This window comes from Nostoc sp. (genome assembly GCF_036917455.1).
GTDB lineage: Bacteria > Cyanobacteriota > Cyanobacteriia > Cyanobacteriales > Nostocaceae > Nostoc.
The window spans coordinates 1-24,443 of sequence record NZ_JBALDK010000236.1; the positions used below are offsets into that span (position 1 = coordinate 1).

Sequence of the window (24,443 nt, forward strand, 5' to 3'; positions counted from 1 at the left end):
ATTTCCGTATATTTTAATAACTAATTAATAATAGAATAATTTAATTAATTGGTTTTTATATATGAGTATATTCTTTATTATTATCTAGTTTATTTGGCAATAATTAAATTTAGGTTATATTTCAGTTAATTGAAATATAACCTCTTGCTACTTTCTTAACCCTAATCAATCAGATAAGGAACAGTGTCAGTGCCCCATCTGTCCTATTCTGGAGATGGGTTAATAGTGTTATGGGTGATACTGTGTTTTTCAGCGTTGTTATACCGACTTATAATCGTCAACCGATTTTAGAAAAGTGCCTCCGTGCCTTGGAGGTGCAGGAGTTAAGTCAGCCAAGTTCGGTTACTGGTTACGAGATTGTCTTGGTGGATGATGGTTCTACTGATGACACATTGGAGTGGTTAGCAGCACACAAAGACGAGTTTCCCCATGTGCGATGGTTTCAGCAAGATCGGGCTGGTCCATCTGCGGCTCGGAATTTAGGGGTAAAGAAGGCGGAGGGAGACACAATTATCTTCATTGATAGTGATTTAGTTGTGCTGAGTAATTTCTTGCAAGCTCATGCTAACGCACTCATGCAGGGACAGGAGAAATTGAGGAGCGATCGCTTGTTTACTTACGGTGCAGTTATTAATACTTGTAATTTCGACAAGCCAACGGCTGAACCCTACAAGGTAACAGATTTTTCAGCAGCTTTTTTTGCTACTGGAAATGTAGCAATTGCCAAACATTGGTTAGAAAAAGCGGGACTTTTTGACACCAGCTTTCAACTCTATGGCTGGGAAGATTTAGAATTGGGTGTGCGGCTAAAAAAACTAGGTTTGACACTAATAAAATGTCCAGAAGCCGTTGGATATCACTGGCATCCAGCATTTAACTTAGAGCAAATTCCCCGATTAATTGACCAAGAAATTCAACGCGGACGGATGGGAGTTTTATTTTATCAAAAGCATCCTACATGGGAGGTGCGAATGATGATTCAAATGACTTGGCTACATCGCTTACTTTGGGGAATTTTGTCACTCAATGGCGCACTGAATGAACGGACAATGGCTCCATTATTGCAATGGCTAATTAATTTAGGTAAACCGCAATTAGCTTTAGAAATTGCCCGAATTTTTCTCAACTGGTACAACGTGAAGGGTGTTTATAAAGCCTATGCCCAAATGAAGCAAGAATCGTGAGTTTTGGCTTCATTTGGTCATCTGGGTAATCGTTTGGTTCTTCTCGCGTCACCTAATTCGGTTCTTTCTAGTTCTTGTCCGATCTATTGTTCCATTTGCTGACGTTGGCTATGCTTCTGGGTCTTCGTTTAGAACGTACACAATTTACGGCTTTTGTCAAAGCTTTTGTTAAGAAAGATGTTTATAATAGATAGCTTAAAAAGGAGGGATCGCTAAATATCTAAAATCACAGCGAAATACTTGTTTATTTATCCTCTGAGTATGATGATAAAAATTATCTAAAAAATCACTGTTATAATCCAGGACTTACGCAAAATCATGAAAAAACGAACCACAGAGGGCGCAGAGAAGCCAGTACGTTGGGCGGGTTCCCCGACTTATAGCAACTGGCGCGACACGGAGAAATAAGAGTTTCAGAGAGTTTTTGCGTAAGTCCTATAATCGTTGGTTGTTTCAATTTTTTAGCAATTTTTACTCTTTAAAGAAATACGGATAGTAAACTCTGTGCCATGTCCTGGGGTTGAATCAACTTCAATACTTCCTGCATGTTTGTCTACGATAATTTGATAAGCGATCGCCATTCCTAATCCGATGCCTTTGCCCACAGGTTTCGTAGTAAACATATAGTCAAATACTCGTTCCTTTACCTCTTCTGACATACCAATTCCGTTGTCATAAATCTGAATCATCACTTGCTTATCATCACTGAGTTCAGTCCGAATACAAATTTGTCCTTGATTTTTTACTAATGACTCTTCTATAGCATCGATCGCATTGGCTAGAACATTCATAAACACCTGATTGAGCTGCCCTGCATAGCATTCTACTAGAGGTAAATCACCGTACTTCTTAACGATTTGAATTTCTGATTGATTAGGCGTGGCTGTCAGGCGATGATTCAGAATCATCAGAGTGTTGTCTAATCCTTCATTAATGTCTACAAACTTCATGTCTGCTTCATCAAGGCGGGAAAAATTACGCAGCGACAGCACAATTTGACGGATACGTTTGGTTCCCACTTGCATCGATGCCATTAGTTTAGGTAAATCTTCTGCGAGAAACTCAATATCAATCTCTTGGGAGCGATCGCTAATTTCTGGTGTAGGATTTGGGTAGGCTTGTTCATAAAGCTTTAGCAAATCGAGAATGTCTTGGCTGTATTGACTGGCATGGTTGAGATTGGCATGAATAAAATTGGCGGGATTATTGATTTCGTGTGCGACTCCGGCCACTAGTTGACCCAGGCTAGACATTTTTTCAGTTTGGATAAGTTGAGCTTGAGTGTTTTGCAATTCTTTCAACGTTTCACTGAGTTGTTGCGCCTGCTGGCTAGAAATCAAGGCGCGATCGCGAATTTGTTCGTATAGTTGTACCTGTCGCCATCCACCGATTAACCCAACTACAAGCAATCCTCCCAGAACCGTAGCTAACAGGTTCAACGCCTGCAATGGTGATTCAATATTTTCTTGTGGTACAACTAGAGCTACTGACCAATTTGCTTCTTTCAAAGGAGTATAAGCAACATAATTCCACTTTCCATCCAGTTGAGCCAATTCAATATTGGTGCGTTTAGCTACCATCTTTTGAGTGATTTTTGCCAACTGGAGATTAGGTGAATTGAGAAAACTCTTAGCAGCTTTTTCCGGTGTGCCAATCAATCGAATGTCGGGATGAGCTATGGGAACTCCTTGAGAATTTAGTGCAAAGGCATAGCTACCCTCACCTTGATGTAAATTGCCGATCGCCTCAACTACCCGATTAATCTCAATTCCTCCCATAAACACACCTGCTGGTTTTGTGCCTGTTTTGCCGGGAATCGGGGAACTAATCTGAATCTGTAACTGATTGTTTGTGCGCCCAATAATTGGATCGGCAGCTATCGTTTCACCTGCCATACTGTGCTGAAAAAATTCTCGATCTTTGACATTCGGACGACCTTCCTGAGTATTAATCAATGCACCATCTGGTGTGGCAAACGCGATGAGCAAAAATGTTTGCATCCGCTTCACTTCAGATTGTAAGTAAGGTTCCATCACAGACCAATCTAGCGATCGCACTACAGCAGAATTTGCCAGAGTTTTAATTTCTGTCTTCCGAATGGCTAACCAGTTATCAATATCATTTTGACCTTGTTGTGTTTTTAACAGCACTTGCTGCTTCAGACTATTGAGCAATAGCCCTTTCACAATGTTGTAACTAATGATTGCGGTGACGCTGATACTAAGGGACAGAATTACCAAAATTGATAGTAATACGAAATTACGCGATCGCCATTTCAACCAACGTTTGCGTAATTTAAACATTTTCGTCGCTTTCCTCCAAGTTAAAAATTAAAAATTAACAATTAAAAGTGCTGAGTAAAGTAGAAATTACTCAGCACAGGCTAAACGCCTCGCTACCATTAACAGCATTCTTTATTGTTGTTGAGTAGAGATTTGAATGACAAACTCTGTACCCAGTCCAACTTCTAAAGTGCAAGAGAGTGAACCACCATGTCCTTCTACTACAATTTGCCGAGCGATCGCTAATCCCAATCCAGTGCCTTTTCCTACAGGCTTGGTGGTGAATAAATGATCGAATACTCGTTCCTTGACCTGCGGTGACATTCCCACTCCGTTATCAGCAATCTTAATCCAAATATGCTGCCCTGAGTTTGCTACACGAGTTTGAATAGTGATGCAATTGGGGTTAGCTAGAATGGCTTCCAAACTCCGTTCTGTATTGTATTGTTCAAGTGCATCAATGGCATTTGCTAACAAGTTCATAAACACCTGATTAAGTTGTCCAGCAAAGCATTCCACTAGGGGTAGTTTGCCATAATTCTTCACTACATCAATTGCCGGACGGTTTTCATTAGCTTTTAAACGGTGTCTGAGAATGAGAATAGTGCTATCAATGCCTTCGTGAATATCAAAGGGAACTTTATAATCTTTATCTGCTCTGGAGAAGGTTCGCAAACTGGTACTGATGCTGCGGATACGGCTAACACCCAATTTCATTGAGTTTAGCAGTTTAGGTAAATCTTCGCGTAAATAATTAAGGTCGATGGCATCAATTTCGTTTTGAATATCTGAGCCAGGATTGGGAAATTTTTCTTGATAAAGATTAACTAGTCCAAACAAATCTTTAACATAATCTTTGGCTGGTTCTAAGTTGCCAGCAATGAAGCCAATCGGATTGTTTACTTCATGGGCAACACCTGCTACCAAATTACCAAGAGCAGACATTTTTTCACCCTGTACCAATTGCAATTGCATTGTTTGGAGTTCTTGCAAAGCTTGTTCTAATTGTTGCTTTTGCTGTTGCAGTAATTGTTGTGCTTCCTGGCGTTCGGTGATGTCTTCAGATGTGTCAAGGATACCAAAAAATTTTCCTTCTCTATCTTTTAGAGGGATTTTGTTTGTATTCGACCAAATTGGTTTACCGTCTGCTTGCTGTAATGTTTCAATAATATTGAATTCAGGTCGTCCAGATTCCATAATGCGGCGATCGCGTGCTACAAAAAAATCTGATTGCTTACTAGCCCAGGGAAGATCGTAATCTGTTTTACCAATAACATCTTCTGGCACTCCTAGACCCCAAGTTTGAGTAAAGTTATGGTTACAGCCTAAATAAACACTATTGCGGTCTTTCCAAAAAACAGACTGGGGGATATTGTCGATAATTAACCGCAAGAATTGTTCTGTCTGTCCCAGATTTTCTAGAGTATCTTGTGCTTGCTGATAAAGTCGGGCGTTTTCTAGGGAGATTGCAGCTTGAGTGCATAACAAATTGAGAATTTTGACGCGATCGCTGCTAAATGCCCCAGTAATTAGATTGTTTTCTAAATACAAAATCCCTAACAGTTTACCTTGATGCAGAATCGGTGTACACAGCAAGCTTTTGGGTTGCTGACGAATGATATAGGAATCCGCGATCAGGATTGGATGGAATGTTGTATCAAGGATGACGGTAGGTTGCAGGGTGCGTTTAACGGCATAAATTATGCTATGGGGAACGTCTGCACTATCTTCTACAAAAATGGACTGTAACACCGTTGATTGTTGCCCAACTTGAGCAGTGGCCTCAACGACCAATCTACCTTCTTTGAGCAGTAGTAACGCACACTTATCGGCTCCAGCATTTTCAATCACCACTTGCAGCAGCTTTGTAAGTAATTTATCCAGTTCAATTTCACTAGAGAGAGTCTGAGATGCTTTGAGAACTGTTGCCAAATCTAGCATTACTGACGTATTGCTACTAGATGTTACTGATTTATTAATGCTTGGGTGCAAGGTAGCAATGGTGTCAATATTTGCCAAGGTTTCATTGGGCGTGAGTAGCGATCCTCTTTCGGAGTCACTTCGGAAATGCCTCTGTTGTAAAATTGGGGTTAGAAGTTGTGGATAACGGTGTTCTAAATCATCGACTTTGGTTTTAGCACCCCAGCAAGTATAACCATAGTAAGCATTAATCAAATACTCTTGGGCAATGCGCTCTTTTCCCCACTCTAAATAAAACTTGGCTGCGAGTTCGTTAGCAAGAGCTTGTTCGTTGAGGTATTCATTTTCTTTGGCTTTAGTAATGGCGCGATCGTATAACTCAATTGCATCCATATAATTGCTAGAAACTTTTGCCATTTCCGCAGACAATAAGAGATATCGATGGAGAAAGTTTTGTGGGCAATTATCCGCCCAATTTTTTTGGATTTGTTGATGTTCTTGGATGGTGTCCCAATACTGCTTTTTCTTCTCTAATGTTGCATTGGGATAGATGGCTAACAAACTAAGCGGATAATAGAAGTGATACTGAATAATTTGGAAGAAAGCAGAATTAGAGCCAAGAGTTTTTTCAGCTTCTTGTGCCGATTGAATGGCATCTTCATAGCGACCATAAAGGTAAGATAATTGGATTTTCAGAAAGCAGTACCAATTAATTCCATGATCAAAGTTATTCTTCTGTCTCCACACTTCTATATAGGGAATATCTTCGTCATTGCGATCGTCTAATAAATCGGTGTTTTGAGATTTTGCTTGCAGGTTCAATAAAAACTGCCTCTGTAAAGTAAACGCATACAGCATATTGGCATCATTTACCTGTTGAACATAGCTAAGATATTTTTCCGTTTCTGCGTAAACATCTGATAGGCGATCGCCCTTAATTAACATTGCCCAAATTAGAAACGAAACAGCCCAAACACCAAACACTAAATTTCCAGTTTCTTGACAGACTTGGAATGATTTTTCAGAAAACTGTAAATTAGTTTTTAAATGCTGACTATAGGGATTAATCGTGTGTGCAAAGATATTATTGGTCTTAAAAATAAATTGGCTGCTATTGAAGTGACGATCGAGTTTTATTGCTAACTTCCCAAACTCATAGGCGGTTTTATAACTACCTTGATTTGCTAAATTCATTCCATATAGACAATAAGCAAAACCAGAACTTTCAGCATTGCCATAAGTCAACGATAAACCGATCATTAATAAAGGAGCCAAACAACTAAGGTTTTGATCTCCTCCCATATAAGCTATTCCCCAAAGGTCGGCTAAAAGACCCATACAGACTTTCTTATCTGGATCTGTCATCTCCGGCAAATCGAATAAATCTGCTGTACGAATCGTTTGCAGTTTAACTTTTAATTCTTTAAATTCAGTTGCGATCGCAGTTTGCTGTTCTTCAGAAGTAACAGGTAAATGCATCCCCATGATGCTTAAACCTTTCAACCCACCTTTAATGCCAGCTTCGATATTTTCGCCTTGAGTCATTTTTAGGTACATCTGAATACCATAAATTTTTGCCTTTTCAAATTTATCTTGGCTATTATTTAAGGCTTGCACAAAGGCAGAGAAAGGGATATCGCGCCCGAATTGGTCAAATTTACCTTTAATAAAGTAACCCCGTTGTCGCACAATTGGTTTGTGGACTTCGTTAACCACAGCAGTTTTGCCAATACCAGAGAAGCCTGCTACCAACATAATTTCGGTGCTTCCCTGACTGACTCTCTCAAAGGCATCCAGTAAGCTTTCAACTTCCGCTTGGCGACCGTAGAGCTTTTCTGGGATGATGAAGCGATCGCAAATATCCCGCTCCCCTAATTGAAAGGATTTAATCTCTTTAATATCTTGTAATTGAGACAAACATTTTTCTAAATCAAATTTCAACCCTAATGCGCTCTGATAGCGGTCTTCAGCATTTTTCGCCATCCATCTCATCACAATGTCACAAAGAACTTGGGGAATCTCTTCTTCCCCCCTGCCTCCTAATTCTTCTGGAAGCTTGGCAATATGACAGTGAACCAACTCCATCGGCTCATTAGACTGAAAGGGTAAATGTCCAGCCAGCAATTCATAGAAGGTAACGCCGAGAGAATAGTAATCACTGCGATAGTCAATTCCGCGATTCATTCGCCCGGTTTGTTCTGGGGAAAGGTAGGCGAGAGTCCCTTCTAAGACATTAGGACTGTGAACTTCCAGGGTTTCTTTGGGTAAAAAAAAGGCAATGCTAAAGTCAATCAACTTGACTTGCTGAGTTTTCGGGTTAATCAGGATGTTGGCAGGCTTGATGTCTTTGTGGATAATCCGATGGCGATAGAGTCCGTCAAGAATATCGCTCAGAGCGATCGCAATTTCTAAGAACTCTGTCAAACTATATTGCTTACCCCCCATTTTTCCGTTCATCCAATCTCTGAGGGAAATACCGCCAAAATCTTCCATCACCAAAGCATAGCTGTTGCGGTAAGGTTCCAGGCTGTAGGGACGAACAATGCCAGGTAGGTCAATATTTTTAGCGATTGTGTACTGATTACGAAATAGCAGCAGTTCGTTGAAGCTGGGATACTCCTGCTGGAGCAGTTTAATTACGACTGGAGTTAGATCGGTCTCTCGAATTGCACGGTAAACTAAGGTTTTATAACCTGCATAAAGTTGTTCGCTAATTCGATAGTTCAAAAGCTTGTCAATCGGCTCAACTGCTCTAGTCATACTTCATCAACTCTTGTTAAATCAGCTATTTAGTTAAAGTAGTTTGCCCAAAAATCAGCTTTTGCTAACGCAATTACATTTTGTAACGGAGATTTACCCCTAAACTTTGTTAAATAACTACAATACAAATTGAGCTAAGATGCTATATAACTCTCCAAGAACTAGAAAATCAAATCCTGGCACTACTTCCAACCGAAAAAATGGCAATTTATCCAAAGCCTAACTCAAACCATCAACATAGAGTAAAAGGTAAGCTGTTGTGTTTTTAATTTGTACATTGAGACAGCAGGGGAGCAGAGGAGCAGAGGAGCAGAGGAGAGGGTTTACAGATTTTACCTAAAAGATTATGAGGCAACTTGTAGGCGCGACAGCTTATCACTAAAATACCCGGTGTTTGGGGTGGAGAAGCTTGTATCGCTGGAACTCGGATTGCAATTTGGTTATTAGTTGAAGCACGTCGCCTGGGAATTACCAAAGTCCAACTTTTGCAAGATTATCCTCATATTGGCGCGGCTGATTTAATTAATGCTTGGATATTTGCAGATGCTTATCCTGAATAAATTGAAGCTGCAATTCGTGCTAATAAGGTTGCTTAAATCATGGCGCGTTTATACGCTGATGAGATGTTCCCACAGAAAGTAAGCGAACGTGTTTTTAACTCTCAAGTAAAATTCTCACTATTTCCGGTAAAATCAAGTTCTGAGGACTGTGGATTTGGGAGAAATTTGGGGTGCCTACACTTGGCGTTAACATTGACCACATCGCCACCATCCGGCAAGCGCGACAGACGGTGGAACCAGACCCGGTGGCGGCTGCGGTACTGGCAGAATTAGCGGGTGCTGATGGAATTACGGTGCATCTGCGCGAAGATCGGCGGCATATCCAAGACAAGGATGTGCGGATATTGCGGCAAACAGTGCGATCGCATCTTAATTTAGAAATGGCCGCAACAGATGAAATGCTAGCGATCGCACTCGATATCAAACCAGATTACGTGACTTTAGTCCCCGAAAAACGCGAAGAAGTCACAACAGAAGGCGGACTAGATATTACCCTCCAAATTGCTAGAATAGGTGAGATAGTCGATAAATTGCAAAGTGCTAACATTCCAGTTAGTTTATTTATCGATGCTGAAATAGCACAAATTGAAGCATCTATCAAGGTGCAGGCACAGTTTATCGAATTGCACACCGGACAATATGCTGAGGCCAAGGATGAAACAAATCGCCACCGAGAATTAGCCATATTAGCTAAAGGTTGTGAACAAGCGATTCAAGCTGGATTGCGAGTCAACGCCGGTCACGGACTCACCTATTGGAACGTCTATCCAGTGGCTGCGCTTCCAGGCATGGAAGAACTGAACATTGGTCATACCATCATCAGCCGGGCAGCATTAGTAGGTATAGAAAGGGCAGTCCGCGAGATGAAGCAAGCTATAAGGGGGAATGGGGTATAAGGGGCAGAGGGGCAGAGGGGCAGAGGGGAAAAATTTACTACAACTTCTCTCCTGCTCCCCTGCTCCCCTGCTCCCCTGCTCCCCTGCTCCTCTGCTCCCCTGCTCCCGTATCTTAAAAGAGGGGTTGTCACTGCGAAATCTAGAAATTGGGATCAAATCTTCAGCAAAAACTTCTATGAGCGCAACACAATCTAACGACCTGCCACTTTGGGTACAGGATAGAGATAAAGTGATAGCAGAAAGCACTGATGTCGAGTGGCGCTATCAGACACCGCCTGATTATTCTCGTTCAAAAGAGAATCTTGCCCAAGAAAGTATCCACAATCACCTTGAAGGTACACTAGAAGCGATCGTGCAAAACTTGGTGCGAACCTTCGAGATGGAGGTATCTTTCAAAGCTAACCCCCAACAGTGGTTATCTATTGTCAATGAACAGTTTCGGGTGAGTACCAATGGTGGAGTAGAGTACACCGCAGCAGATGTATCGGCCCAAGGTACTTACAACTTATTTATGCCTGATTCAGAGCATTACAAGGCTTCAGAAGAAAGCTTTGAATCATCCGCAAAAGTCTTCCACACAACATTTCCTCAAGGATTTCCTTGGGAAGTGCTGGAAGTTTACTCAGGGCCACCAAATGTCACATTCAAATGGCGGCATTGGGGACATTTTAACGGAGAATACAAAGGCCATGCGCCGACTGGAGAGACAATAGAAATTATCGGTATGAGCATTGCCAAAGTTACCGATGACTTGAAGGTTATTTCCTTAGAACACTACTTCGACAATAATTTGTTCTTGGAAAAGCTAACATCTGGTGGCAAACAGACAAATGCCCAAAAGCCGACAAGTGCTTGTCCGTTCAGTTCTTGGTTCAAAAAATCCCGTAAGAGTTAGTTCATAAGGGTACAGAATGTAATCCTGTGCCCTTACATGATTCACACAGCAACCAAAGGATGAAAATGCAAACATACTATTACGTTTTGGCAAGTCTTCGCTTTCTTCTTCAAGAAGAACCCATACACGAAGTTATCAAAGAACGCACTCGTCACTACCACGAACAAGAAAAACAACTAGATTTTTGGTTGGTTCAGCAACCAGCTTTCTTGGAAGCACCCGAATTTGCACAGCTAAAGGCAAAGTGTCCCCAACCAGCGGTAGCAATTATTTCAACTAATCCTCAATTTATTACTTGGTTAAAACTGCGTTTAGAGTACGTCATCACTGGAGAATTCCAGGCTCCTTCTGAGACAATACCAGATGCTTTAGCATCGTTGGCTACCGTATCTTAGAAATTGGGCATTGGGTATGGGGCATTGGTCAATCATCATATAGTTCTGCTCCCCCATTCCCCAATTTTATTTGGTAAAGACAAAATATATTTTGTAACACTACTTTCGTTGCCATACTGAAGTAGCTAGGTTTTCAGCTTTTTTCTTATAAAATCTTCTAGGACACCTTGATTTACATAATCTAACTTTTGTGCATAGATTTCAGATACCAAGTATTTTAGGATTAGCGATCGCAGGGTTGATTAGTGGCATGAGTTCTGTTTTTGCTCAACAAGCCATTCCCCTTTGTCAACCACCGACTTCGGGTGAGTATCTTTTATTAGTAGTCAGTCCCACAGCAAATAATCAAAAGCAGTTGCGTAGTGCCTTACCACCTGAACTAAAGACCATTACCTGCAAATATCTCAACGAAACTGTGACGCGAATCGGGGGCTTTAAAAAAATTGATGATGCCAATCGATGGGCAAGGTATGTAAGCAATATTGTTGGCTTGTCTGCCATCATCACCACTCGACCAACAACAGCAGATGTGCAGCCACAACAACAGCCACAACAACAGGCACAACTACAGCAACAGCCACCTCAGCAGACAGTTAACTATAATCCCCAAGCATTAGGAGAGGGTTATGCAGTGTTGGTAGATTATTACAACCGTCCTGAACTAGTAAATAGCGTACAGCAAGCAGTAGGAGGTAACGTAGGTTTTGTTTCTTATGGACAACGCCCTTATTTGCTAGCAGTATACACAACCAACCAAAGTGAAGCATACAACACATTACAGAAGCTGAACAATGGCGGTTTTGTTGCCAGCATAGTAGATAGTCGTAAGGTGATTCTGCTGCGCTCAACTGTGCGCTTGTAGTGATATTAAGTTTTCTGAAAGACTGATGCGATCTACCAAGTTGGTAATTTGTCAACTGACAAATTACCAGTTACCAATTAATAATAGTCGCTCAAACAAAAATTTGTTGCCCTAGCTTAATAAGCAGACCTAGCTAACCAATAGATAGTTATACCCAAAGCCGACCCAGCTATTACCTGAACTGGTGTATGTCCGAGTAATTCTTTCAGACGGTCTTGGCTAAAGTCTGGTTTTTCATGAAATAATTCATCAATCATTTGATTGAGGATGCGAGCTTGCTTACCAGCTGCTTGACGAACCCCGGCTGCATCATACATGACGATGATGGCAAAAATCATCGCAACGGCAAAATCAGGAGATGCCCAACCCAGTGTTTGCCCCACACCAGCCGCTAGAGCTGTAACTAAAGCTGAATGGGCACTGGGCATACCTCCGGTTGTCACCAAAACACGTACATTGAGTTTGCGATGTTTGACGATCTCGACTACGAGCTTTAATGCTTGAGCAATTAAACAAGCTACCAGAGCAACCAGCAGCACCCGGTTGTCTAAAATGTTGCCTATGTCCTGCATGGTATTTTGGTTAGGTTAGTAAATATTAGCAGCAGTTTTTGGTTGAGGAAACAATTTAGATTCAACCCAAAATCCAAAATTAACCTAGTACATCATGGCGAAAACAGACCAATTATTCAAAATTGCCTAAAAGCCGATCGAATAAGCTTTTTGAATTTTGAATTTTGAATTCTGCTGGGCGGTAGTAGTACAGCATCGTGTAAATAAACCACCCACTTCCAATGAATGAAACCCTTGCGGTATAAGAACTTATCATGCCACAAAGGGTTGCTAATTATTGCGGCTGGTAATAAAATGAGCGATCGCTTGGAGTTGCTTGGCTTTCTCCCCAAATGGTTCTAATTCCACACAAGCTGTTTCAACTAACTCTTGGGCTTTTGAGCGCGATTCCTCAAGTCCCCAAAGGCTGGGATAGGTCACTTTCTGGGCTTTTTGGTCTTTACCAGCTGTTTTACCTAATTGCTCTTGGGTAGAAGTGATATCCAAAATATCATCTATGATTTGGAATGCTAGCCCAATATTTTGAGCATAACGGGTCAGTCGTTGCACATCTTCAGACGATGCCCCAGCGACGATCCCGCCACAAACTACGGAAGCTTCCAAAAGGGCGGCCGTTTTATGTTTATGAATGAAATTTAGCGTTTCTAGGGAAATATCGGATTTACCTTCCGACTCTAAATCGACAACTTGACCGCCAACCAAACCAGCTGCCCCCAGCGCCCTACCAAGACGGACAACTACCTGCAAGACTAGCTCTCTCTTAACGCTTTGGGGGGTTTCAAGGGCAACAAACTCAAAAGCGAGTGCCAACAAGCCGTCCCCAGCTAAGATCGCCACATCATCGCCATAGACTTTATGATTGGTCAGCTTTCCCCGACGATAATCGTCATTATCCATCGCTGGGAGGTCGTCATGAATCAACGACATTGTGTGGATCATTTCTACAGCACAAGCCGTTGGCATAGCCATTTCAATAGTGCCACCGATCATTTCACAGGTAGCAAGGCAAAGAATGGGACGGACACGCTTGCCTCCAGCTAATAACGAGTAGCGCATCGACTCATAAATCTTTTCTGGATAAATGACGGGGATAGCCCGATCCAAAGCATTATCGCAAAGCTTTTGTCGCTCTTTTAGATAGACTGCTAAGTTAAACTTGGCTTCCTCTGGTGGTATCTTTTGAACGTTATCAGTTGCTACCATTCTTTAATTCCTGACATTTTGGGATTTTCGTCTCATACGTCACAATTTTAAGGTGCTGTGGCGCTGAAATAAATGAAGAATTAGGAGTTAGGAGTTAAGAATTAGCATTAATAACTCTTAACTTTTAACTCCTTACTCATCACTCTTCACTCTCTTTCTTTTCTTGCCGCTTTGGAATAGCTGTTAAATGTATTTTGCAACAATATGGCTACAGTCATAGGGCCAACACCGCCAGGGACGGGAGTGATAAATCCTGCTACAGCAGCTGTTGATTCAAAGTGGACATCGCCAATTAAGCGACTTTTGCCACTAGCATCGGTGACGCGATTCATTCCCACATCTACCACAACAGCACCTGGTTTTACCATATCAGCAGCGATCAATCCAGGACGACCGACTGCTGCAATTAGAATATCAGCATTTTGGGTGATGGCTTTCAGGTCATGCGATCGCGAGTGAGCGATCGTGACTGTGGCATCAGCTTCTAATAACATCAATGCCATAGGTTTACCCACCAAAATACTGCGTCCCACGACTACTGCCTGTTTTCCCTGCAAGGGAATCTCATAAGCTTCTAAAAGCCGCATTACACCATCAGGTGTACAGCTGCGTAAACCAGTTTCTCCCCGTACTAATCGCCCCAAATTAACTGGATGTAATCCATCAGCATCTTTATCAGGATCGATTTGATGTAGCAGAGTCACAGCATCCAAGTGGTTAGGTAAGGGTAGCTGTACCAGAATGCCATCCACCCGTTCGTCTTGGTTTAGTGCAGCTATGACCTCTTCTAACTCTTCAAGGGTTGTTTGGGCCGGGAAATGCTTACCAAAAGAGGCGATGCCAACCTTAGCACAGGCTTTTTCTTTATTGCGGACATAAGCGGCTGACGCTGGGTTATCGCCAACCATCAACACTGCTAAACCTGGAGGTCGTCCAATTTTTGGTTGTAATTGTGTAATAGCAACAGAAAGTTCTTGCTGAATTTTTGCTGCTATTGCTTTACCATCAAGAAGTTTGGCAGTTTTTGTTTCCATAAAAGTTCCTAACTAATCTATAATTCGCCTTTTGTCCGAAGTCTGGAGTAAAAATATTGACTATTGACTTTTAATTATTAGTGTGTATCTGTTTGATGTCGTAGCGTTTCTCTCAGAGTAAAACCATAATGCTGATTTTCTCAGATCGACAGCTTTATCTGAAGAATAAAGAATTGCAGGATGAAATTCAGAACATTTTTTGCTCAGTTGAGAGTGTGTTTCTGAAACCGCAGAGAATATTATAGATGGGAACTGACCTGATGAAACTGGCGACAAACCAAGCAGTGAAGCAAAAATTTGCTCAATCGATGGCTTTCATGCAACAAACAAAAAATTTGTCCCTTGCGTTCTTGTACAGACACAGTATTGTTCCGTACCGCCTGGGGTTGATTTTTTTATTGGTGGTGGGACTTTCTAGTTGTGGTAGTTTAACCTCGCCTGGCTTGAATGGGACTAATTTTAAAATTGGTACCAATGTCACCCCAATTCGAGAAATTAAACCAGAACAAGACAATCAGGCTACAGTTTACATCCAAGGTCAGGTGGAAAACCAAGCTCCTTTGATGAAGCAATGGGCTTATCAAATTAATGACTCCACTGGCAAAATTTGGGTTGTCACCAATCAAAAGAATCTAGGTAAGGGAGCGCAAGTGGTGATTAAGGGTAAAGTTCGCTACCGAAGTATCCCTTTAGGTGGTAAAGAATTGGGGGAAGTTTATCTAGAAGAAGAATAATTAGCAATTAAAAATTAATATATGAACAATCAACCTGTGCATGTAGCGATCGCAATTCTCTATCAAAAAAACAAGTTTCTCATGCAACTACGCGACAACATCCCCGGTATTCTCTACCCTGGTTATTGGGCGCTATTTGGCGGTCATATCGAACCTGGTGAAACGCCAGATATAGCAGTGAAGCGAGAAATTTTAGAAGAAATCGGCTACAACCTACCACCCTTTGTGGAATTTGGCTGTTATCCCGATGAAAGAGTTGTCCGTCATGTCTTTCATGCACCCCTCTTGGTGGAATTAAATCAACTGGTTTTGAATGAAGGCTGGGATATGGGATTATTGACCCCAGAAGATATCCACCAAGGTAATTGTTATTCGCAAAACGCTGGCGAAGTAAGACCTTTAGGAAATATGCATCGGAGAATTATGTTGGATTTTATGGGGATAAATTCTTAACGGGGATTAAGAATTCAGAATTGGGCATTTAGTTATTAATTCTTCTCCCCCTGCTCCCCCTACTCCCCCTGCTCCCCCTGCTCCCCCTGCTCCCCCTGCTCCCCCTGCTTGCTCCCCCTGCTCCCTCTCCTCCCCTACCTCCCCAATCCTAGAAGCCAAAATAAAGTTATAACTCTTGTGGAGTAATCACATAATGCAATCAGCAAACAAACTACCGCGATGGTTAACTATAGGATTGGCATTTCCTATTGCTATTCTCAATGGTTGGCTATTAATCCAGGTTGTACAGTATTTTCAACCCTTGGTCAGTATTATCGCCGCCGCCATCCTACTGGCTTTTGTCTTGAACTATCCCATCCAGTTTTTGCAAGAACAAGGGGTAAAACGTAACTTAGCGATCGCAGGAGTGTTGCTTTTAACTCTAGTGATTTTAGTTGCTTTAGGCATCACCTTGGTTCCTCTGATTATCCAGCAACTCAACGAGCTAGCCAATATTTTGCCCAGTTGGATTGATTCTGGAACTCAGCAACTGCAAGCCTTCCAGGATTGGGCGTTAAGTCAACAACAGCTTCCCATTAATTTAAGCGGTTTATTTACCCAAGTTCTCGATCGATTATCTAACCAACTTCAGTCTTTTACTGGTAGAATCCTTAGTTTTGCCGTCGATACTATTGGTATTGTTCTCAACGTGCTACTGGCGGTAGTGCTGACTGTCTATCTAATATTAAACGGCGAGCGTCTTTGGGATGGAATATTTCAGTGGTTTCCCCATAATATTGGGTTAAGATTGCGGGAATTACTGCGAGAGGATTTTCAGAATTACTTTATCGGTCAAGCAACATTGGGAGCCGTGTTAGGTGTGACAATTACACTGGCATTTGTGGCGCTGCAAGTTCCCCTAGCTTTGCTTTTTGGCATCGGGATTGGTTTGTTTTCTCTCTTCCCTTTTGGTACAGGAGTAGGTATTGCTATAGTCAGTCTTTTGGTGGCGTTGCAAAACTTTTGGTTAGGAGTTGAAGTTTTAGGTGTAGCTGTTGCAATCGACCAAGTTAATTCTAATTTTGTTGCACCTCGAATTCTTGGTAATTTGACTGGTTTAAATCCCGTGTGGGTGGTGATTTCTTTGCTGTTAGGGGCAAAATTAGGAGGAGTGCTGGGTTTGCTAATTGCAATCCCGATTGCCAGTTTTATCAAGGGGACAACAGATAGTTGGCGGGCTGGAGAGTTTAATAAAATAGATGATATTGTCTCAGAGCCTGTTACGATAACAAGTGAAAAAGCAGGAACTTATAGTTAGAATTAAATATGTAAGTGAAGAAAAACTGCTGATTGTTTTCGGACTAATTTTTTCCGGCTCCTTTTTCTAAATAAGTTAAGAATTTAGGTGAACTGGAATTGCGATCGTGAACTCAGTTCCTTTGCCAAAAAGCGATATGCACTCCAACTGACCACCGTGTTTTTGTACAACAATTTGATAGCTGATAGATAGACCTAATCCAGTTCCTTTCCCAACGGGTTTAGTTGTGAAAAATGGATCGAATAATCGCTTTTGCAAACTCTCTGGAATCCCAGGGCCATTATCGGAAATGCGAATAATTACTTGATTGTCATTGGTTAATTGAGTCCGAATGCAAATTTTTCCTTTATCTATTAATAATGACTCTTCGAGAGCATCAATAGCATTTGCCAAAATATTCATAAATACCTGATTCAGTAACCCGGCATAGCATTCTACTTGGGGAAGCTCGCCATATTCTTTAATTATGTTGATCCTTTTACCGATTTTGTGATTTTGGAGACGACTTTGTAAAATTACTAGGGTGCTATCAATACCTTCATGGATATCAACTAATTTTTTGTCAGATTCATCCAGACGAGAAAAGTTTCGTAAGGAAAGAATAATTTGTTCGATTCGCCTGGTACCAACCTCCATAGAAGTGAGAAGACGGGGGAGATCGGTAGTTAAAAAATCCAGTTCAATTTGTGCGATCGCAGTTTTAATTTCCGCTTCTGGTTCGGGATAGCATTGTTGGTATAATTTAATGAGATTGAGTATATTTTGACTATATTCGATGGCGTGAACAAGGTTCCCAGCAATAAAGTTGACAGGGTTGTTGATTTCGTGGGCAATACCAGCAACGAGTTGTCCTAATACAGCCATCTTTTCATTTTGAATTAATCGCGTATAGTTTTGCTGAAGATCGCAAAAGCCTGCTTTGGCAATTCTAGATTGTTCTTCTACCTGCTGTAGGTGAACGAGTGTTAATACATGAATTTGGGAGTAGGCTAAGAGTAATTGATGAAAATCAACTACCTTATATTTTCCAGACGTAGTTTTAACTAAAATCGGCTCATAGGTGATTTGGGGTGGTTGTTGTAAAGTTGCCTGAGTAGCATTGACAATGAGCGTATCTTCAGAAAAGACTAATATCTCTGTCTGGAAAAACTTGTAAAGAATTCTAATCGGTTTTACGGAAAATAGTGCCAGACTGTAGGGATAACTCATCTGCTCAAAAAATTTCCGCCGTGAAATCATCCCCACATATTGTTGATTATTATTGAGGATAATTCCTGGTAATAAAGGCTCTTGCTTAAAGAGGATAGCTAAATCATTGCCGGGACGCTCTACTTCGATGTGAACTTGCCAAGAGGGTAATTCCTGCAAAGTTGATTCTAATTGCAAATTCTGTTCATCAGCTTTTGTTGTACCACCAATAATAGGCATACTCTCATGTCTTGACTGCCGAAGTAATATTTCTGGTAACATTATGAATACCCGTCTCTATAATTTCAAAGTTCATCAATCGTTACAAACTTATCTTTCCCAGATTGCTGTCCAAAATTCACAGTGTAGATGTGGGAATATAGAGTACCTCGGCAAATCCAATATTTTGATGACTGCGTAGATGTTTAACTATTAGTAAATTTGGCAACTTAGAAATTCAATCTAGCCATTTATCTATTAAATAAGAATAATTTTAGTTCTAAGTCTTATTACTTTTTATTGACTTGTTGGACAAAGGTATTCAAGGCAATTTGCATGACCTTTGTATTGACTCTAAGCAAGATAAAAAACCAACTCTCACCCGTTGGCTGGACAAAGCTATAGGTGTACAACCACTGGTAAATAGGGCGATGGAGAGCCTCTCAACGCTAGAAACTATCTTTACATTGTGACCTGGTGGAACTGGATTTAAATTTGATGAATGCAGTGAAACTGAAACCCAAATTTGTTTGCGATCGCACTACCTTGCAATCCTTTAAAGGGTCATTGCATCGAGAAAAAGGGATAAAATCAAGCTAAGGATGACAATTTTACCACTTCATCCTTTCTAAATGTAATACATGAGTTCTTTTTGCTTTCGGATCGATCTTCGTTCACAAAGGTCTTGGAGTGTATATTTTTCCAAAACGGAGTTAGCAGCCTGACGTGCTTCCTGCCAGACTTCCTGAATTAGCTCACCTTCTACCGTGTTGGGAGTCGGCTCAACATCAGATACAACAATATCTGACCCTTCCATGCAGCTAAAAGCATCCAACACTGTAATCTTTCCAGGGTCTCGTGCCAGAACATAGCCACCTTTGGCTCCGCGTATACTCTTAATTAAGCCTCCACGCCTTAATGTTGCCAGGAGTTGTTCCAAATAGCGGTTTGGTATATCTTGTAAGACCGCTATTTCTCGAATTTGTAGGGCTTCACCGTTAGGGTAGCAGGCTGCTAACTCTAACAGGGCTAGAAGCGCGTATTCTGATTTGTTAGAGATTACCACAGGCGTAATATTTTAAACTCACACTTAAATATACAAAGTCCTTAAGTTTATTTCCCTAAGCTATTGTTAAGAAAAACTTTACAATCAACTAATTGTTGACCGGCTAACTCTACTTTAAAGACCTTCAAGCATAGAAGCAATTATATTTTATTTTTAATTTAATAAATAAAAGTGATTGATTATTCTCCAGCCTTTTTGAGGTTGAATTGACTCAAAGAACTACTCTGTCTTGGTTTCAAGCCATTAGAAAGCAACAAAAATCAATAGCAAACCAATCAGAGATAAAAGCAGGATTAGTGCAAACTGTTATATATACAAATTTCTCGAAAATGGCAGAATGACTGTAAAGGTAGTTCCTGTACCGATCGCACTTTCGACAATAATCTCGCCGCTATGTAAATCTATAGCCTGCTTGACGATGGACATCCCTAATCCCATTCCTGGGATATTACCTGTATTACTGGCACGATGGAAGGGTTCAAAGATGTGTTCAATGTCAGAAGCAGGAATGCCAATACCAGAATCTTGAGTTTGGAATATAGCTCGCTCGTTGGCAGTGGTGACAGAAAACTTAACTGTGCTACCAATGGGAGAGTATTTTAGACAATTCGACAATAAATTACTTAAGATTTGCCGCAGTAGTTTAACGTCTAAGTTAGCTGGGGTGTATTGGCACTCACTGCTAAAAACGATCGCATGTTGGGAGCGATCGCTCTGTTTGAACTCTGCTAATAGATCGCGGCAAAATTCCACCAAATTTAAGGGTGTGGGATTAAACTCTAACTTGCCTGTTTCATCTTGATTCAACACTGATACATCATTCAGCAACTGGGTTATATGCATAGCAGATGTTTGAATGCGACGCAGGTGAATCTGTTGTCGCTCGTCGCTCCATAGATGGCGATAACATTCTAGTAGTTCCGCAGAAGAGTGGATGGTAGCCAAGGGGTTGCGAAACTCATGGGAGGTGGTAGTGAGCAAGCGGGATTTAAGTTCACTAAACTCTCTTTCTTTAGCAAGCGCTTGTCGCATCGCCTCTTCTGCCCATTGCAGCTTGGCTTGGGTGCGCTTGCTTTCGCTAATATCCCGCAATAGCCACCGTAAACCAACTAAGTTACCTTGTTGATTACGGATAGCAGCTACCTTCACTGCAATAGTAATGGATGTTTTGTCACGCGGTCGCAGGTTTACTTCCCACTCTTGCATTTTCCAGTTTGGAATTGCGGTGCGATCGCGCAGATGATTCAGTTTCAAATGAAAAGCAATCAGTTCTTTTTCAAGCACAAAATTTGCAAGAGGTTTGCCCAACAGGAAATTATTTGAGATGTTCAACAGAGTATTTGCAGCAGAGTTAGCCTCTTGAATTACTCCTTTTGGGTCAGTCACCAAATAGGCATCTGGTACTCCCTCAAACAGTTCTTGGTAGCGTTGATTTTGTGCTATTAAAGACTGTTGAGCGCTGAATAATTTTTCATTCTGTTGGTGTAAGTCTTTATTAGCTATTTGCATCTCTTCTAAAGCTAGGTAGAGTTCCTTGAATACATCTGTAATGAGTTCAATGTCTTCTTGTGCTTTTTGCTGTTCACTCCGGCGTTGCAAAAGGGCAACGCGCTGACGCATATTCTGTATCTGTAAGGGTAAATCGTCCAAATTCACGCTCTCACTCCTAATTTGGATCTCTAAAGTTGGGTTTTATTTGAGATTCCCAACTGGAACGATCTTAGCTTTTGCTGTTCAGCAGTTATTAGACATCTCAAAATATGAAATCTGCTTGATCCATAAACCTTGTAGAGACGCAGCATTGCGACATCTCTACATTCTTTTAGTTATCAATTTCATCGCTTGAGTTTAATTTTGATGCCATCGGTTTAATAAATTTTATTTGGAAGTCCCTGAATGGTTTTGCCTGGTAATATCACCCAATTTAGCTCTTAAATCTGCCCATTTGATACCTGCTAGGCTGGGCAAAACAACGTGAGCTGCTCCAACTCGTTCAACGGGGCCGAGTCCTACTGCCCACATTCCAGCAGCTAGAGCCGCCTCAACGCCTGCTGCGGCATCTTCTACAACCACAGATTGTACTGGTTCAAGTCCTAGCTGTTTGGCTGCGTACAAAAATAAGTCGGGTGCTGGCTTGGGTTGCTGCACGCTATAACCGTCAGCGATCGCATCTACTTTATTAGCAATGCCCAATCGCTCGATCACTGTGCGAGCATTTTTGCTACCTGAACCAATGCCGATTTTAATCCCAGCTTGTCGCAATTCATCCAAAAAAGCGATCGCACCTGGTAACAAATCCTTGGATGTCATATTTTGCATCAGTTCCACATAGTAGCCATTCTTCCGCTCCATCATTTCTTGGATTTGAGCTTCTGTATATGGTCTATCCCCAAGAATCAGCATGAGGGAAGCACGACGGGATACACCCCGCAGCGCTTCGTTCTCCTGGCGATTAAATGGTATACCCTCTTCATCTGCTAACTTCTTCCAAGCTAGATAATGAAGTTCTGCTGTATCTGTTAGCACACCATCTAAATCGAAGATGAATCCTTGAATGTTGGGGGATTGGGGATTGGGGATTTGGGGGGATGAAGAAGATGAGAGGGGATTTTGGGATAGGGATTGGGGATATTTGAGTTGACTAGTTATATCTTGTGCGACTTGTTCTTTGCGGAGATCGAATTCGTGCCATTTATTGCCCCAGCGCAGTTTAAACTTTAGGCGCGTCCAGCCATCAGGTAGATGGGGATTGGCTACGGGGCCATTTTCGGTGATTTGGATGCCACCGAATCCAAAAATTACAGCTTGCCAAATGCCGCCAGCACTAGCGCCATGAATTCCATCGTTGGTGTTACCTCGGTTATCTTCAAGATCCACCATTAACGCGTGCATAAATACTTCGTAAGCTTCGGTTGATTTGCCCAAATCGGAAGCTAAGATGGCGTGAACTGCTGGGCCAAGAGACGAACCATAAGTAATATCTGTCCGGGGTGCGTAGTAATCCCAGTTTACCTGCAATGCTTTTTCGCTATAGGGAAAATCTGCTGATTCTCGCATTAAATAAAGAAGCATTAATATATCTGGCTGTTTTATTACTTGATATTTGTTAGTTTGATCGACACCCAAGACGGTTTGCATAGACCGATCGCGCCCTTGATCGTCTGCTAAATTTATATCTTCTAATTGGAAAAATCCCTCACACTGCTCAATGAGTTGTGTTGATGGATCGTAGAGAAACAATATTTTGGCGATAATATCTTGCCAGTGCGTTCGCTGTTCTGAGGTGAGTTGCAGTTTCTCTTCTAATTCTCTGGCTCGTTCGGGGAATTTTTGAACCAACCAATCATAAACTGCGATCGCTTTCTCTAAATGCCATTGCGCCATCCGGTTTGTAAAGGCGTTGTTGTGAACGAATTCATGGTATTCATCCACTCCGATTACGCCCCGAATTTCATACTGTTGGCGCTCAGAATTGAATTCTACCCGACTGGCCCAAAAGATAGCGGTATCTAAGATTATCTCTGCGCCGCACTTTTGCATCCACTCATGATCACCAGTGGTTTGCCAATAATTCCAAGCGGCGTAGGGAATATCTGCATTGATATGAATTTCGCGATCGCGGCACCAAATCCGCACATCTTCACCATAAAAATCGTTTCCGAGTGCCCAACGTGGTGTTACTTCATCTCCAGTATCAGCACTTTCCCAGGCAAACATTGCTCCTTTATAACCGTAATGGGATGCCTTGCGTCTAGCTCCTGGTAAGGTGTGCCAACGGTAACTGAGTAGGTTTCGGGCGATCGTTGGTTGGGTAAATATAAACATGGGCAACATAAAAATTTCTGTATCCCAAAATATATGACCGCGATAGCCAAATCCCGAAAGAGTTTTAGCAGGAATGTTCACTCTGTCATCATTGAGTGGGCCAGCAATTAGTAGCTGAAAGAGATTGTAGCGAACAGCAAAAGTAGCTGTGCTATCCCCCTCAATGAGGATGTCACTTTGCTGCCAAACCTCATCCCATGCCTGCTGATTAGCTTTTTGTAGGGTTGCGAAGTCTGGCAGGTGCGCGAGTTTTTCTTGAGCGGCTGAGACTGGGGTATCAATCTCCCGCGAAGTAAAAACTGTCACTAATTTTTCTACTGTTACGGTCTGTTGTGCCTTAGCTGAAAAGTTAGTACTTAAGGTTGGATAACCGGGTGCAGTATTGACTTGCAAAGATGCTTCAGCGCCTACTATTGTCACCTTAGCAGCCATACCAAGTTCAATTCGGGAGTGGCGGGTGCGGCGTTGCAACCAGATTCCTTGGTCTGTCTTGCCCTGATCTAGTCCTTCCCAGTGATTGAAACCCTGATTTTCGGGATAGCCGTTGATACTAGCTTGAATTTCAATTAACCCATCAAAATCTACTGGCGTTAAATGGCAGCGTAGCGCCAACACGTGCGGATCTGCAAGGCTAGCAAAGCGTTCAAAGCTGATGTCTATGGTTTTTCCACTGGGAGAACGCCAACGTAAAGCACGGGTGAGTAGTCCTTGACGGAGGTCAAGTTGGCGATCGTAGCTTAATATATCACCTTGATCGAGACGGAAGCGATCGCCATTTACAATCACTGTAAAGGGTAGCCAGTCAGGGCAATTTACCAGTTCAGTGTACACCACTGGCACATCGTCATAGACACCATTGATGAAAGTAGCTGGCAATGCATGAGGATACCCTTCCTCAAAACTGCCTCTTGTTCCTAGATAGCCATTGCCGATTGTAAAGACGGTTTCTTTAGATTGCAATTGGTCAGGGTCAAACTGGGTTTCGATTAATATCCAGTCTGTGTAAATAAAATGGCGAGAACGGTCTTTTGTTTGCATAAAGTGGGGAGTAAGGATTAGGGAGAAATGGGAATTTTGAGTATTTGAGAGAGATGAACG

General features: G+C 41.8%; 17 protein-coding genes and 1 pseudogene. 9 read left to right on the forward strand and 9 right to left on the reverse strand.

Going from position 1 to position 24,443, the window contains the following annotated elements; translation table 11 throughout:
- The first annotated feature begins 230 nt into the window (after nucleotides 1-230).
- The gene (locus tag V7K42_RS26200) at nucleotides 231-1,184 is read left to right on the forward strand and encodes a glycosyltransferase family 2 protein (RefSeq protein ID WP_334920270.1); all 954 of its coding nucleotides are present in this window, start codon (nucleotides 231-233) and stop codon (nucleotides 1,182-1,184) included.
- A gap of 461 nt (nucleotides 1,185-1,645) precedes the next feature.
- Here the strand turns inward: V7K42_RS26200 and V7K42_RS26205 are convergent, their stop codons facing one another.
- Nucleotides 1,646-3,487 (reverse strand): sensor histidine kinase, encoded by a 1,842-nt coding sequence (locus tag V7K42_RS26205; RefSeq protein ID WP_334920272.1) that lies wholly within the window; start codon nucleotides 3,485-3,487, stop codon nucleotides 1,646-1,648.
- 111 nt (nucleotides 3,488-3,598) lie between these two features.
- Nucleotides 3,599-8,146, reverse strand: a complete 4,548-nt coding sequence (locus tag V7K42_RS26210; RefSeq protein ID WP_334920274.1) for a protein kinase domain-containing protein — start codon at nucleotides 8,144-8,146, stop codon at nucleotides 3,599-3,601.
- A gap of 374 nt (nucleotides 8,147-8,520) precedes the next feature.
- On the opposite strand from V7K42_RS26210, the pseudogene V7K42_RS26215 reads away from it, so the two are divergent.
- The 5 genes and pseudogenes from V7K42_RS26215 to V7K42_RS26235 form a co-directional block, all read left to right on the forward strand.
- Nucleotides 8,521-8,706: pseudogene (locus V7K42_RS26215) on the forward strand (DUF433 domain-containing protein); the annotation flags it as partial.
- 170 nt (nucleotides 8,707-8,876) lie between these two features.
- Nucleotides 8,877-9,602: a pyridoxine 5'-phosphate synthase gene (locus V7K42_RS26220; protein ID WP_334920276.1), complete on the forward strand. Its 726-nt coding sequence runs from the start codon at nucleotides 8,877-8,879 to the stop codon at nucleotides 9,600-9,602.
- A 175-nt stretch (nucleotides 9,603-9,777) separates the two neighbouring features.
- Nucleotides 9,778-10,497, forward strand: coding sequence for a SnoaL-like polyketide cyclase (locus V7K42_RS26225; protein WP_334920278.1), 720 nt, complete (start codon nucleotides 9,778-9,780; stop codon nucleotides 10,495-10,497).
- 65 nt (nucleotides 10,498-10,562) lie between these two features.
- Nucleotides 10,563-10,892 carry an MgPME-cyclase complex family protein gene (locus V7K42_RS26230; RefSeq protein ID WP_094344192.1) on the forward strand — a complete coding sequence of 110 codons (330 nt, stop codon included), beginning with the start codon at nucleotides 10,563-10,565 and terminating at the stop codon, nucleotides 10,890-10,892.
- Between the two features lie 190 nt (nucleotides 10,893-11,082).
- Nucleotides 11,083-11,754 carry a hypothetical protein gene (locus V7K42_RS26235; RefSeq protein WP_334920280.1) on the forward strand — a complete coding sequence of 224 codons (672 nt, stop codon included), beginning with the start codon at nucleotides 11,083-11,085 and terminating at the stop codon, nucleotides 11,752-11,754.
- 116 nt (nucleotides 11,755-11,870) lie between these two features.
- On the opposite strand, the gene V7K42_RS26240 is transcribed toward V7K42_RS26235, so the two are convergent.
- The 3 genes from V7K42_RS26240 to folD all read right to left on the reverse strand — a co-directional run bounded on the left by V7K42_RS26240 (nucleotide 11,871) and on the right by folD (nucleotide 14,563).
- Nucleotides 11,871-12,326, reverse strand: a complete 456-nt coding sequence (locus V7K42_RS26240) for a divergent PAP2 family protein (protein WP_094344173.1) — start codon at nucleotides 12,324-12,326, stop codon at nucleotides 11,871-11,873.
- Between the two features lie 270 nt (nucleotides 12,327-12,596).
- Nucleotides 12,597-13,529: a geranylgeranyl diphosphate synthase CrtE gene (gene crtE / locus V7K42_RS26245; RefSeq protein ID WP_334920282.1), complete on the reverse strand. Its 933-nt coding sequence runs from the start codon at nucleotides 13,527-13,529 to the stop codon at nucleotides 12,597-12,599.
- Nucleotides 13,530-13,675: 146 nt separating this feature from the next.
- The gene (gene folD / locus V7K42_RS26250) at nucleotides 13,676-14,563 is read right to left on the reverse strand and encodes a bifunctional methylenetetrahydrofolate dehydrogenase/methenyltetrahydrofolate cyclohydrolase FolD (RefSeq protein ID WP_334920284.1); all 888 of its coding nucleotides are present in this window, start codon (nucleotides 14,561-14,563) and stop codon (nucleotides 13,676-13,678) included.
- 260 nt (nucleotides 14,564-14,823) lie between these two features.
- Between folD and V7K42_RS26255 the strand changes: the two genes are divergently transcribed.
- The 3 genes from V7K42_RS26255 to V7K42_RS26265 all read left to right on the forward strand — a co-directional run bounded on the left by V7K42_RS26255 (nucleotide 14,824) and on the right by V7K42_RS26265 (nucleotide 17,047).
- Complete coding sequence (locus tag V7K42_RS26255; RefSeq protein ID WP_334920286.1) at nucleotides 14,824-15,297, forward strand: hypothetical protein; 474 nt, start codon at nucleotides 14,824-14,826, stop codon at nucleotides 15,295-15,297.
- A 21-nt stretch (nucleotides 15,298-15,318) separates the two neighbouring features.
- The gene (locus V7K42_RS26260; protein ID WP_334829000.1) at nucleotides 15,319-15,750 is read left to right on the forward strand and encodes an NUDIX hydrolase; all 432 of its coding nucleotides are present in this window, start codon (nucleotides 15,319-15,321) and stop codon (nucleotides 15,748-15,750) included.
- 193 nt (nucleotides 15,751-15,943) lie between these two features.
- Nucleotides 15,944-17,047 (forward strand): AI-2E family transporter, encoded by a 1,104-nt coding sequence (locus tag V7K42_RS26265; protein WP_334920288.1) that lies wholly within the window; start codon nucleotides 15,944-15,946, stop codon nucleotides 17,045-17,047.
- Between the two features lie 75 nt (nucleotides 17,048-17,122).
- Here the strand turns inward: V7K42_RS26265 and V7K42_RS26270 are convergent, their stop codons facing one another.
- From V7K42_RS26270 to pgmB, 4 genes are all read right to left on the reverse strand, one after another.
- The gene (locus tag V7K42_RS26270) at nucleotides 17,123-18,475 is read right to left on the reverse strand and encodes an ATP-binding protein (RefSeq protein ID WP_334920290.1); all 1,353 of its coding nucleotides are present in this window, start codon (nucleotides 18,473-18,475) and stop codon (nucleotides 17,123-17,125) included.
- Nucleotides 18,476-19,082: 607 nt separating this feature from the next.
- The gene (locus V7K42_RS26280) at nucleotides 19,083-19,520 is read right to left on the reverse strand and encodes an RrF2 family transcriptional regulator (protein WP_334920292.1); all 438 of its coding nucleotides are present in this window, start codon (nucleotides 19,518-19,520) and stop codon (nucleotides 19,083-19,085) included.
- Nucleotides 19,521-19,826: 306 nt separating this feature from the next.
- Nucleotides 19,827-21,176, reverse strand: a complete 1,350-nt coding sequence (locus V7K42_RS26285) for a PAS domain-containing sensor histidine kinase (RefSeq protein ID WP_334920294.1) — start codon at nucleotides 21,174-21,176, stop codon at nucleotides 19,827-19,829.
- Nucleotides 21,177-21,398: 222 nt separating this feature from the next.
- The gene (pgmB, locus tag V7K42_RS26290; RefSeq protein WP_334920296.1) at nucleotides 21,399-24,383 is read right to left on the reverse strand and encodes a beta-phosphoglucomutase; all 2,985 of its coding nucleotides are present in this window, start codon (nucleotides 24,381-24,383) and stop codon (nucleotides 21,399-21,401) included.
- Nucleotides 24,384-24,443: the final 60 nt, after the last annotated feature.

What these genes read in the sequence shown, in the direction of transcription:
- V7K42_RS26230 (WP_094344192.1), top strand. Translation starts at nt 10,563, where the DNA reads ATGCAAACATACTATTACGTTTTGGCAAGTCTTCGCTTTCTTCTTCAA.
- V7K42_RS26270 (WP_334920290.1), bottom strand. Translation starts at nt 18,475, where the DNA reads ATGCCTATTATTGGTGGTACAACAAAAGCTGATGAACAGAATTTGCAA.
- crtE (WP_334920282.1), bottom strand. Translation starts at nt 13,529, where the DNA reads ATGGTAGCAACTGATAACGTTCAAAAGATACCACCAGAGGAAGCCAAG.
- V7K42_RS26205 (WP_334920272.1), bottom strand. Translation starts at nt 3,487, where the DNA reads ATGTTTAAATTACGCAAACGTTGGTTGAAATGGCGATCGCGTAATTTC.
- folD (WP_334920284.1), bottom strand. Translation starts at nt 14,563, where the DNA reads ATGGAAACAAAAACTGCCAAACTTCTTGATGGTAAAGCAATAGCAGCA.
- V7K42_RS26225 (WP_334920278.1), top strand. Translation starts at nt 9,778, where the DNA reads ATGAGCGCAACACAATCTAACGACCTGCCACTTTGGGTACAGGATAGA.
- V7K42_RS26260 (WP_334829000.1), top strand. Translation starts at nt 15,319, where the DNA reads ATGAACAATCAACCTGTGCATGTAGCGATCGCAATTCTCTATCAAAAA.
- V7K42_RS26255 (WP_334920286.1), top strand. Translation starts at nt 14,824, where the DNA reads ATGAAACTGGCGACAAACCAAGCAGTGAAGCAAAAATTTGCTCAATCG.
- V7K42_RS26240 (WP_094344173.1), bottom strand. Translation starts at nt 12,326, where the DNA reads ATGCAGGACATAGGCAACATTTTAGACAACCGGGTGCTGCTGGTTGCT.
- pgmB (WP_334920296.1), bottom strand. Translation starts at nt 24,383, where the DNA reads ATGCAAACAAAAGACCGTTCTCGCCATTTTATTTACACAGACTGGATA.
- V7K42_RS26210 (WP_334920274.1), bottom strand. Translation starts at nt 8,146, where the DNA reads ATGACTAGAGCAGTTGAGCCGATTGACAAGCTTTTGAACTATCGAATT.
- V7K42_RS26200 (WP_334920270.1), top strand. Translation starts at nt 231, where the DNA reads ATGGGTGATACTGTGTTTTTCAGCGTTGTTATACCGACTTATAATCGT.
- V7K42_RS26265 (WP_334920288.1), top strand. Translation starts at nt 15,944, where the DNA reads ATGCAATCAGCAAACAAACTACCGCGATGGTTAACTATAGGATTGGCA.